Source organism: Clostridioides sp. ES-S-0054-01 (assembly GCA_021561035.1).
GTDB lineage: Bacteria > Bacillota > Clostridia > Peptostreptococcales > Peptostreptococcaceae > Clostridioides.
This window is the reverse complement of the sequence record CP067346.1, coordinates 2,261,213-2,273,541: the sequence shown is the minus strand read 5'-3', so window position 1 is coordinate 2,273,541 and position 12,329 is coordinate 2,261,213. Positions and strand designations below refer to the sequence as shown.

The window sequence follows — 12,329 nt, the reverse complement described above, 5'->3', positions numbered from 1 at the left end:
AAATCAATTTATTAAAAAAAAAGAAAAATTTGCTATATGGATAAAAGCTATTTTTGCTCTCAAAATAGAGAGTCTAAAATAGCTTTTATTATTTTGTAGTAAAATCCATTTATATATATGAATTGATAAAGAAATAACATGCAAAAAAACGTTAATAAAAAATATTTTAAATTTGAATTATTTAAATAAAAATTAAAAAAATAAGCAAAAAGAATTAAAGGTTTAAGATATGGTTTAAATATATGTATATTAACATTTTTGACTGAAGATACTAAAAAAATAATATTTTTCATAATTTTAAAAAATATAATAAAGAAATGAAAATACTGTTGATAACCTATTGAGTAAACATAAGAAAGATGATATTATAAGTATGTACTAAAATGATTAAAGCAATTTTAGTACTAAATTTAATTATAAAAACAATAAGGGGGGCGTTTTTTTATGTCAAATACAGAAAGCGTATCTAAAAAAGGTGGTCATCCGAAGAGTTTTTGGCTTATTTGCATGACAATTTTATGGGAAAGATTTAGTTATTATGGTTTAACAGCTTTATTGGTATTATTTTTTACAGCAAGTGTAGCTCAAGGTGGTTTAGGTCTTTCTACTCAAGAAGCGACATCTATGTATGGATTATTTACAGGTCTTATATATCTTACACCATTAGTTGGTGGTTGGCTAGCAGATAAAGTTTTAGGTCAACAAAAATGTATTTCTATAGGTGCACTTTTAATAGCAATAGGTGACTTCGTATTATTTGCTTCATCTACATCTATTTCAATGGTTTGGGTAGGCCTATCAATAATCATTTTAGGAAATGGTTTTTTTAAATCAAGTTGTTCAAATATAGTTGGGGATATATACCCTAAAACTGATGTGTCAAGAAAAGATGCAGCATACAGTTTATTCTATATGGCAGTAAATGTAGGTGCATTTATAGCTCCAATAATATGTGGATTACTTTCTGACAATATATTTGCAGTAAGGGGAGCAAGTGGAGATATAGTATCTTATGGATATAAGATGGCATTTTTAATCTGTGGTATAGGTATGATGTTAGGTATGGTTATATTTACACTTTTTGCACCAAAATTATTAAATGAAGTTGGAAAATATCCTGTGACTAAAGGCAATAAAGGTGAAAAAATTGAGTATGGACCACTTACTAAGTTGGAGAAAAATAGGATAATAGCAATGGTTGTTTTATTTTTATTTGTGGTCTTATTCTGGACAGCATACTATCAAACACAAAGTTCGTTTATGATTTATGTAAGGGATAATGTAAATAGAACTCTATTTGGATTTGAAATGCCAGTAGCATGGCTTACATCACTAAATGCTATATTATGTGTTGCTTTATGCCCAGTATTAGCTGCCCTATGGGTTAAATTATCTAATACAAAAAGAGGTGATTTCTCTATTCCAGTTAAAATGGGATTAGGAATGATAATAATGGGTGTTGGTTTTATAGTTATGGTATTTGCTACATTATCTAATGGTCCAGATGGAATGGTAAAGGCTAGTATATTGTTTATAGTGCTGACTTATATATTTACAACAGTAGGTGAATTATTCTTATCTCCTATAGGACTTGCGATGTTTAATAAATTAGCTCCAGCTAAGTATGCTACATTATCTATGGGAGCATGGTATCTAACAAGTTTTTTTGCAAGCTTATTATCAGGAAAGATTGCTGGTTTTACAGCCACACTTGGTTTTCTACAGATATTTGGAGGAATAGCAGTTATCTTAATAATATTTGGCTTAATATTATTGGGAATAAGAAATATATTAACAAAATTAATGGCTATGGATTTACTAACAAAAGAAGAATAATTCATGTTGAATTAGTATAAATATAAGGAAATTACATTTAAATATAAAATAAAATGTAATTTCCTATTTAATTATGAAAAAAGCTTTATGTAGATAGATATTATAATTAAAATTATAATTATTAAAATTAGAGTATATAAGATTTATATAAATTATATGAAAAATATTTATGTAATAAGTTTTACATACTTATATATTTAGTTATTTTATTATTTTAAGGAGGTCTTGTTGTGAATATAAAAGATAGATTAAGTGAATTAAGAAGACTTATGGAAGAAAAAAATATAGATGCCTACATGATTCCATCTTCTGATAATCATCAAAGTGAATATGTAGGAGATTACTTCAAATCAAGAGAATTTATATCAGGATTTAATGGTTCAGCTGGTACAGTTATTGTTACTAAAGATGAAGCTGGATTGTGGACAGATGGAAGATATTTTATACAGGCAGAGTCTCAACTAGAAGGAAGTACAATAAAATTATTCAAAATGGGGCAAGAAGGTTGCCCAACTACAGATGAATATTTGTATACAAATATTCCTGAAGGTGGAACTTTAGGCTTTGATGGTAGAGTTATATCTGCTAGAGAAGGAGCTACATTAGCTGAAAAATTATCTAAAAAAGGTATAAAGATAGAATATCAATATGATTTAATAGATAGTATATGGACAGATAGACCTGCTTTATCGGATAGTAAAGCGTTTTTATTGGATGTTAAATACTGTGGAGAAAGTTTTAGCTCAAAGTTAGCTAGATTAAGAGAAAAAATGAGTGAAAAAGGTACTTCTACTCATGTAATAACTACTCTTGATGATATAGCATGGCTATTTAACATAAGAGGTGGAGATGTTAAATATAATCCGGTTGTACTTTCTTATGCAGTAATAACTTTAAAAGAAGTATATCTGTTTGTTGATGAAAGCAAATTAAATGAAGAAATATTAAATGAACTAGCTAAAGAAAATGTTCAAATAAAGCCATATAATGATGTGTATGAGTTTGTAAAAAATATAGACAAAGCTGAAAAAGTTTTAGTGGATGGAACTAAGCTTAGCTATACAATTTACAATAATATACCTTGTGAAGTTGAGAAGGTTGATGGATTCAACCCAGTAATGTTCTTTAAAGCTCAAAAAAATGAGATAGAATTAGAAAACATAAGAAATTCACATGTAAAAGATGGTGTAGCTTTCACTAAATTTATGTACTGGTTAAAGAAAAATGTAGGTAAAATGGAAATCACTGAGATAAGTGCTACTCAAAAATTAGAGGACTTAAGAAGAGAGCAAGAAGGTTTCTTTGAGCCAAGTTTCAACACAATTGCTGCGTATAAAGAACATGCTGCAATGATGCACTATAGTGCAACTCCAGAGTCAAATTATAAATTAGAAGCAGAAGGATTATTTTTGGTGGATTCAGGTGGACAATATTATGATGGAACTACTGATATAACTAGAACTACAGTTTTAGGACCTATAAGTGATGAATTAAAACTACACTTTACTTCTGTAGCAAGAGGAATGATAAATCTTTCTAAAGTTAAGTTTTTGCATGGTTGTAGAGGATATAACTTAGACATATTATCTAGAAGTTGTATGTGGAATATGGGAATTGATTATCAATGTGGAACTGGACACGGTATAGGATTTGTGTTAAATGTTCACGAAGCTCCAAATGGATTTAGATGGAGAGTAGTACCTGAAAGATTTGATAGTGCAGTTCTTGAAGAAGGAATGGTAACTACTAATGAACCAGGTATATATATAGAAGGTTCTCATGGTATAAGAACAGAGAATGAAATCGTAGTTAGAAAAGCTGAAAAGAATTTCTATGGTCAATTTATGGAATTTGAAGTTGTTACATTAGCTCCTATTGACTTAGATGGTATAGTTCCAGAATTAATGAATCAAGATGAAAAAGATTATTTAAACTGGTATCATAAACTAGTTTATGATAAAATATCTCCTTTCTTAACTGATGAAGAAAGAGAATGGTTAAAAGTTTATACTAGAGCTATATAGTTTGTAACTGGATATAATAAAAAGAGTGTGTCTCAAAATGAACTTTTTAGTTTATGAGGCACACTCTTTTGTATGAAATAAAATATATTTTTATCATTTCAACAATGAAAAAGAAGCTTATCTCTATTTTGAGATAGCCCCTTTTATTATATTTTTTATTAAGTTTAGAAAAAATTTTAATTTGATAATTCTACTAATTTTTTATTCATTGTAAGTAGTATAAATCCAAATATCAATAAAAATGATGGTATCACTATGAATACTTGTAACATACCAAGTTGGTCTATAATAGCTTGAGTATAACCAGACAATTTATTTGCTGCAAATTTACCTAAAAACCAAACACCCATTAGGAATGAAATATACTTTTCAGGAGAAAGTTTATTCACCATGCCATATCCAACTGGAGAAAAGCAAATTTCTCCTATACTTTGGAATGTTAAAAATCCAACTACCCAAAATACACTTGCCTTATGAATTGAATTAGGGTCTGTTCCTGTCTGTATAACTGCTACTATCATAAATAAAAATGCTATAGCCAATAGTATAAAACCTAAGCTCATCTTTTTAGGTACACTTAAATCACCTTTTTTAGTTTGAGATAATTTTACCCATACTAGAGCAGATATAGGTCCAAGAATGACACAAAGGAGACCATTGTATGAATCTATCCATGAAGTAGGGATTTGAAAATTGCCAACAGTAAGATTTATGTGTTCCTTTGTATAGAGTGCAATAGACATAGAGGCTTGGTTATATGCTATCCAAAAAAATACTGTAAAGAAAGCTAATACCAATATTACTATTATTCTTTTTTTCTCAATCAAAGTTAATGGCTTTGAAGCGAGCATTTTCTTATATTCCAGTGATTTTTTTATAGATTCTCTCCCATTACTGGATTCATTATTTAAAGGTTTATAAAACTTTTTATTACCAAATACAAAGAAGAATAAACCTATTAGAACTGTAATTGATGAAAATAAGAATACATATCTATACCCATACATGCTTATAGATGCTCCACTTTTTACAGCTAACCATTCATTAGCAACTAAACCACATATTAAAGGTCCAAATAAAGTACCTAGATTAGTAGCCATATATGTAATAGAGAAAGCTCCATCTTTTCTTGGGTCATCATTGGTATATAAATTTCCAACCAGAGTATGTAAGTTTCCTTTATAAAAACCTATTCCTAATCCAGATAAGAATATCATAATGTTTATATCCATCTTACTATTTGCTATGTATCCTAAAAAATAACCAATTGAAACCATTATCATTCCAAGTATGATACAGTTTTTAGGACCTAGAAATCTGTCACTGACCCATCCACCAATAACTGGAGAGAAATAAGTCCATGCTAAAAAAGATGCAAGCATTGATGCGGATTCTGCTGGTGTTAACCCTAAACCACCTTTGGAGACTTGTTCAGCTAAAAATAATAATAATACCAATTTCATACCATAGTATGCAAGTCCCACAAAAGTGAATATTGAACAGCAGAAATATAAATCTTTAGGTTGTTTAAGTTTTTCTTGAGTTTTTAAAACTGACATATGTCGAGAACCTCCAGATAAATAATTTAACAAAATTTTACCATACTATATGAGTATATGTTTTTTTCATAGGGACGTCAACTTATGAGATAATTTAATTAAGTCGAAATATATGTAAAAATAGTATCATTTTTGTATATTCAGTAATATTTTTTTATGATAATATATGTTATTATTATATTAAAATACAAACATATTATGGAAAGGATATGCCAATTTAGCAGTTCAATTGATTGTTTGGCAGGTGAGATGAGCTATGATAAGAAAAAAATCTGAATTACAAGTAGAAGTAAAAGAAAATTTAAATGGTGGTATTGGAAAGGTTAAGCTTGAAAACATAGTAAAAAATGAAGAGCTTAAGGGAAAAGGAAGATTATTTAAAAGAATAGCTTTACCAGTAGGAAGTTCAATTGGTGTGCATGACCATACAACAGATTTTGAAGTATATTATATACTAAAGGGAAGAGGTAAAGTATTTGACAATGGGGAATTTGTAGAAGTAAATGAGGGTGATGTAGTGTATACAGCTGATGGTGAAAAACATTCTATAGAGAATATAGGAGAAGAAGAACTTGAGTTTGTAGCACTAGTTTTATATATGTAAAATATGGAGGAAGAGTCATGACAGGCAAGATAGAAGAAATTAGGGACAAGATAAATAGATTTTGCAACTCCAATTTAAATCAAGAATACAAAGATATAAGTTTTAAGATTTTGCAAAACCTTTTAGATAATAATAAAGAGATAATTTATTCTTCTAGAGCTGATATATGGTCTTCAGCTATACTAAATATAGTTTTAGAGCAAAATCTTTTGTATAATAAGAAGCATCCGCTACATATAACAAAAAAAGAATTTTCAAAACAAATAGGTGTTTCTTTAAACACTATAAATAATAAATCGTCTTTGATAAAGGATGCTTGTAGTATTGACTTTTTAAATCAAGATACTATAGCTATTTCTAATGTAGAATTTTGGGTAAAAGAGACGAATTCTAAGTCAAAGTCTATAGATTTAGATTTAGAAAAGAAGAAAATATTGTATAAAAGATATATTAAGTTATCACAAGATGCTAATAGTGATATTGAATCAATTAGGTATATGGAGGAAGCTGTAAATATAGGAAAAAGTATGATTACTAAAGAAGATAAAGAACTTGGATTTTGGAAAGGTTTATCTACTAGAGCCTATATGATAGCACTTGAATCTCTTGCTAGGAAATTAGAAAGTATTAATAATTTAAAGGAATCCAAAAAAGTATTGGAATATTTAATAGAAATTAATCCTAGTGATGAGCAAGGAATAAGATATAAATTATTAAATATATTAATTAGATTAAATGATAGGACTTCAATAAATAAATTATTTGAACTTTATAAAGAAGAAAAATCTGCTACATGGATGTACAGTAAAGCTCTTTATTACTTTAAAAATAAAAGTATGTTTTTGGCAAATGATTCTATTAAGATTGCTAGAAGTAAAAATAAGTATGTTGGATTGTATTTATTAGACTGGCGAAATGCTTTTGGTAGAGAATTTGTTACAGAAGAAGAAAAGGCAGAAGCTGTATATTACTATGATGAAAACATAGTGATTTGGAATGAAGTCAAAGGTTCTATGGATTGGTTATTAAAAAAAATGTTGGAATTTTCATAAAAAAAAACTACTCCTTACTTTTATATAAGTAAAAGGAGTAGTTTTTAATTTATACATCTAGTTTTAAATCTTCTGGCTTTATTAAACCTTTTTTTCTCATAAATTTTGAAATCAACAAAGTTACAATAGCAGGAAGTATAAAGTTAAGTAAAAATATACCAACCCACATAGATATACCTCCTTTTCCAGCACTTTGCATAGCAGTCACTGTTCCAAATTGTCCAACCAATCCACAAGTACCCATACCAGAACCAATAGGGATATTTTCCATTTTGAATATTGTTGTAGATAATGGTCCAAGTAATATTGAAGCTACCGTCGGTGGTATCCAAATTTTCCAATTTTTTATTATATTAGGGACTTGTAACATAGAGGTACCAAGACCTTGTGCCACAAGACCACCAACTCCATTTTCTCTAAAGCTCATAACAGCAAAACCTATCATTTGACAGCAACAACCTACAGTTGCTGCTCCACCAGCAAGACCACCCAAACTTAGCACCATACAAATAGCTGCACTACTAATAGGTAATGTAAGAGCTATTCCAACAAGTGCAGAGACTAGAGCTCCCATTATTATAGGTTGCATAGTTGTAGCTTGCATTATTATATTTCCAAATGAAGTCATAAATGCTGAAACAGCTGGACCAATAAACTCAGCTACAAGCACTCCAATTAGTATTGTTACAGCAGGTGTAACCAATATATCTACTTTTGTTTCTTTTGAAACCAATTTTCCAACTTCTACTGCAAAAAGTGTAGCAATAAATGCTCCAACAGGTCCTCCTAATTCGTTACCACAAGCTCCAACAAGTGCACAAGAAAATAGTACAAGAGGAGGTGCTTGAAGTCCATATGCAATAGCCACTGCTATGGCTGGACCTGTAACTTGTTTAGCAATAGGACTTATAACTTCAGTAAAAAGAGAAATATTGAAGTTATCTCCTAATGTATTAAAAATTGTTCCAATTAAAAGGGAAGAAAAAAGACCAAGTGCCATATAACTTAGTGCATCAATAAGATACCTTTGAACAGAAATTTCAATGTTTTTTCTTTTAACAAATGACTTGAAATTTCTTTTTTTGTAATTGATTTCCAATTCAAAATCCTCCTCATATAATATAAGTATAAATTTCTTTTGAATTAATTATATAACTTTTCAGCTGACAAGACAAATGTTGTTTCACTAAAATTAGACTATTGTAATAGTAAGAAATTAACAGTAATTTTAGTTTTAAATTTTAAATTTATGGTTTATAATTAATATAGGGATATTCTGAAATATAATAATTTTCCAGTTTATCCCAATATTTAACTTAGGTAGATTGCTTACAAAACAAATGATTATATATTAGGCTAAAAGGAAGTGGATAGATGAGATTTGTAGAAAATAAGAAATACAGAAAAATTGCCATAATTATATCTATTCCTATATTGCTTGTTGCGCAGTACTACCTTTTTAAATTTGGAATACTTAGACCAATGGTAAAGGGAGTAGAAATCGAAATTGTAGATGGGGAATATGTTAAAGATATAGATAAATATGTAGTAAAATTAAATGAAACAGTTACTTTGTCTACTGGTGAATATATTAAGGTTCCTTCATATGCTAAAGAGCCAAATATTTGGTTTAATGTGTTGGATAATTCAGGAACTTTGAAAATAGATGGAAATAAGATGACAGCATTAAAGGTTGGGTATTCTTCTGTGGGTATTATGAAAAATTCAAGAGTATTAAAAAAGGCTACCATAAAAGTAGTAGACCCAAAGGTAGAGTCACTAGATATGGAGATTAATGGAGATTTAAGACATGTTGGTGATAGTGCTACTATAGAAAGCACAGTAGAAGTTGATTATGATAAGTTTAAAAAATCATATAAACCAATTTATAAGAGCAGTAATGAAAATGTTTTAAAAATCAAAGGAAATAAAGTAAGTGCAGTTGGAGTTGGGAAGGCCACAATATATGCTAAGTGTGGAAATAAAGAAGTTGAGAGAACCTTTAGAATTCAAGCTAGAGTTGCTGAAATAAATATGAATGATATAAAAATAGAGGTTGACCAAAATGAAAAACTAAAACCAGATATAATAACTTCTCCACCTGGTTTAGAACCACCAAAAATATATTATGAGTTAGTAGATTCAAAATTACCTGTAGAAAGAGCAATAAGTCTAGGTAGTGATGGAAATGTAGTAGGACTTAGAGAAGGTAAAGATAGAGTAAGGATAACTTGTGGAGATAAATCTAAAATAATAACAGTAACAGTAGTCAAAGAAACTATAACTAATGACTATATACAAAATTTAGTTGGTTCGCATAAAATAGTAAATAATAAAGTCATTATTAAACTTGAGTGGGATTATATGAAAGGTGTCTTTGATTATGATATATATCTTAAAGACAAATTGTCAGGAGAATCATTTAAGAAATTTAAATCTATAACTATAAATGAAAGTGATTTGGGAAAATCACAAAAGGTATATGCTACTATAGAAGTAGATATGAAGGATAATCAAAATGTAGATTTTGATATTTATGTTGTAGGTAAAAAGGATTCAGACACAACTAAACCAAGTAATATAATAAATATTAATAATGGAAATGGAAGCTCAAATAATGATAATAATATTCAAGATATGAAAGTTGAAAATATATCGGCTAATGTTGATAGAGATAATAATGTTATTAGAGTTAACTGGAGTAGTGTATCTCATAAGGATTGTACTTACAGTATATATGTGAAAAATAATACTAATGGAGAAGGAGAATTTACTTTATATCAAAGTGATATACAAGGTAATGAGCATACTATAAGTATTCCTGAAGGAGATTTAAATCTAGATATTTATGTTGTTGCAAATTCGGATGGAAAAAACTCTCAAAATAGTGATGTTATAAATGTAAGATAGATTTGTGCACAAATTAAGAGTATCAATTTTGTGATTTATTGGAAAATTAAACCTAAAAAAGAGGATAGTATGAGGAGAATCATACTATCCTTATTTATATAGGGGTTTCAAATTTTCAGTTTAAAAAGTATTTTTTATTATTAATATCGTTTTAAATTGACTTTAATGCAGCTTCTATTGCATATATTAGGGTTGTATCAAACAGTGGGATAGAAGTGTCATTTTGAAATATTGTATTGTTTACTATTATACGGTCCTCTTCATTTGGAATTAAAACCTCAATCCCATTATTAATAATTATCTTTTTATAAAAATCTTGTTCCATTGTATATTTAGTACTCAATAAAGCTACTTTTTTTACTCCTTTTTCTTTCAATACTTCAGCAGTTACATTTGCTATGTTTAGTAATGGAATATGTATATTTTCTTGTATTTTATCTGCTACCTTATGCATAGTATTAGTACATATAACAATAAAATCTGCCCCTGCACCTTGTAATTTAATTGCAGCATCAGATAGAATTTTAGCACTTTTTTCCCAATTTCCACTAGACTGGCATTCTTCAATTTCTTGAAAATCTACACTGTAAAGTATACATTTAGAAGAATGTAGTCCACCTAATCTTTCTTTTATTACTGTATTAATAACCTGGTAATATGTAATGGTACTTTCCCAACTCATACCACCAATTAAGCCTATAGTCTTCATATTTATACCTCTCTTATTCTGTTTATTTTGAAATAGCTATTTACAAATACAAGTATAGCATTTAAAATATAAGCATACAATAATAAAATTGTATGGAGGACAATTATATTAAAAGGAGTAATTATATGCCAATAAATTCATTTGAAAACTATCCTATGACATGGAAACCAAAATTAAATAATCGAAAACCACCGATATATAAAACTTTGGCAATGTTATTGGAAGAAGATATTAAAATGGGAAATTTAAATCCTGGAGATAAGTTACCACCACAACGAGAATTAGCAGATTTTCTGGATTTAAATTTAAGTACAATAACACGTGCATTTAAGCTTTGTGAAGAAAAAGGGTTAATATGTGCAAAAGTGGGAAAAGGAACTTTCATTTCTTCTGATGTAAATGTAAGTAATACATTGTTATATCAAACAGAATCAAAAGATATAATTGAACTAGGTACAGTACACCCTCCATACGAACAAAATACATATATTATTGATTTTATTAAAAATGTATTAAAACAGCCAGAAATGGATAGATTTTTGCAATACATGTCTCCTTCTGGTACATATATGCAAAAAAAATCAATTGCAAAATGGATAGAAAGAAATAATGTATATACTAGTGAAGAAAATATAATACTATCTACAGGAGGACAGAATGCTATATGTGCAACTTTACTGGGACTATTTAAAGCTGGTGATAGGATTGCTACAGATTCTTTGAGTTTTTCTGGAATTAAATCAATAGCTAAAATGATAGGCATTCAATTGATTCCAATTCCACAGGAAAATAATGAAATGTCAATTGAATCTCTTGAAAGTTATTGTAAAAATGAAAATATAAAAGGTATATATCTTATACCAGACTATCATAACCCAACAACACATTCTATGTCTAATTTGTCTCGCAAAAAAATAGCAGAGATAGCAAAGAAGTATAATATAATAATTATTGAAGATGCAATAAATAGTATTCTTAGACCTAATATACAAACCCCTATATTTTCTTTAGCTAGCAACAATACTGTATATATTTTTAGTACATCTAAGTTTTTATGTGCTGGTCTTAGAATAGCATTTGTAGTTGCTCCAAAACACTATATAGAAAACTTAGAAAAGGCACTATATAATATGAATCTAATGGTTTCTCCATTTACTGCAGAAATAGTACACCGTTTACTGTATTCTCCTATTATAGATAAAATTATAGAAGAGAAAAAAGATGCTATTGTAGAAAGAAATAAAGTTGCTGATAAAATTTTATCAGACTATAATTTAATTGGTGATAAAAATTGTAGTTTTCGTTGGTTACTTCTTCCTGATGAATTAGATGGAAAGTCATTTGAAATATGTGCAAAAAAACTAGGAGTTCAAGTATACTGTGCCGAACGTTTTTCAGTAGGAAATTCTACTGTACCAAAAGCAGTTCGTATTTGTGTAACAGCTCCAAAAGATGTAGAGGAATTGGAAAAAGGGCTGAATATAATAAAGTCACTTCTTAAGAGTCAGAGCTATTTCACTATGATTTAATTAAATAAATAAAAAAGCGGAGAAATTTATTATAATAAACCTCCGCTTTTATTATTTAATAAAATACTTTAATTTCTATTAAAGTTTTAACTTGAATAATCTTGAA

9 protein-coding genes are annotated in these 12,329 nt (G+C 28.6%); 6 read left to right on the top strand and 3 right to left on the bottom strand.

Going from position 1 to position 12,329, the window contains the following annotated elements:
• Nucleotides 1-444 precede the first annotated feature (444 nt).
• Both JJC02_10810 and JJC02_10805 read left to right on the top strand, forming a co-directional pair.
• A complete protein-coding gene (locus JJC02_10810) occupies nucleotides 445-1,836 on the top strand; it encodes a peptide MFS transporter (GenBank protein ID UDN53395.1) in 1,392 nt (463 codons plus the stop codon).
• A gap of 230 nt (nucleotides 1,837-2,066) precedes the next feature.
• Nucleotides 2,067-3,860, top strand: coding sequence for an aminopeptidase P family protein (locus tag JJC02_10805; protein ID UDN53394.1), 1,794 nt, complete (start codon nucleotides 2,067-2,069; stop codon nucleotides 3,858-3,860).
• A gap of 176 nt (nucleotides 3,861-4,036) precedes the next feature.
• Here JJC02_10805 and JJC02_10800 read toward each other — a convergent pair whose 3' ends face one another.
• Nucleotides 4,037-5,419 carry a peptide MFS transporter gene (locus tag JJC02_10800; GenBank protein ID UDN53393.1) on the bottom strand — a complete coding sequence of 461 codons (1,383 nt, stop codon included), beginning with the start codon at nucleotides 5,417-5,419 and terminating at the stop codon, nucleotides 4,037-4,039.
• A 256-nt stretch (nucleotides 5,420-5,675) separates the two neighbouring features.
• Here JJC02_10800 and JJC02_10795 point away from each other — a divergent pair, with 256 nt between their 5' ends.
• Nucleotides 5,676-6,023 (top strand): cupin domain-containing protein, encoded by a 348-nt coding sequence (locus JJC02_10795; GenBank protein UDN53392.1) that lies wholly within the window; start codon nucleotides 5,676-5,678, stop codon nucleotides 6,021-6,023.
• Nucleotides 6,024-6,040: 17 nt separating this feature from the next.
• Nucleotides 6,041-7,075 carry a hypothetical protein gene (locus tag JJC02_10790; protein UDN53391.1) on the top strand — a complete coding sequence of 345 codons (1,035 nt, stop codon included), beginning with the start codon at nucleotides 6,041-6,043 and terminating at the stop codon, nucleotides 7,073-7,075.
• Between the two features lie 49 nt (nucleotides 7,076-7,124).
• On the opposite strand, the gene JJC02_10785 is transcribed toward JJC02_10790, so the two are convergent.
• Nucleotides 7,125-8,174 carry a PTS sugar transporter subunit IIC gene (locus tag JJC02_10785; protein UDN53390.1) on the bottom strand — a complete coding sequence of 350 codons (1,050 nt, stop codon included), beginning with the start codon at nucleotides 8,172-8,174 and terminating at the stop codon, nucleotides 7,125-7,127.
• A gap of 275 nt (nucleotides 8,175-8,449) precedes the next feature.
• On the opposite strand from JJC02_10785, the gene JJC02_10780 reads away from it, so the two are divergent.
• Complete coding sequence (locus JJC02_10780; protein UDN53389.1) at nucleotides 8,450-9,985, top strand: hypothetical protein; 1,536 nt, start codon at nucleotides 8,450-8,452, stop codon at nucleotides 9,983-9,985.
• 151 nt (nucleotides 9,986-10,136) lie between these two features.
• Here JJC02_10780 and JJC02_10775 read toward each other — a convergent pair whose 3' ends face one another.
• On the bottom strand, nucleotides 10,137-10,694 hold the full coding sequence (locus tag JJC02_10775; protein UDN53388.1) for an amino acid racemase: 558 nt from the start codon (nucleotides 10,692-10,694) through the stop codon (nucleotides 10,137-10,139).
• Between the two features lie 125 nt (nucleotides 10,695-10,819).
• Here JJC02_10775 and JJC02_10770 point away from each other — a divergent pair, with 125 nt between their 5' ends.
• A complete protein-coding gene (locus JJC02_10770; protein ID UDN53387.1) occupies nucleotides 10,820-12,223 on the top strand; it encodes a PLP-dependent aminotransferase family protein in 1,404 nt (467 codons plus the stop codon).
• Nucleotides 12,224-12,329 lie beyond the last annotated feature (106 nt).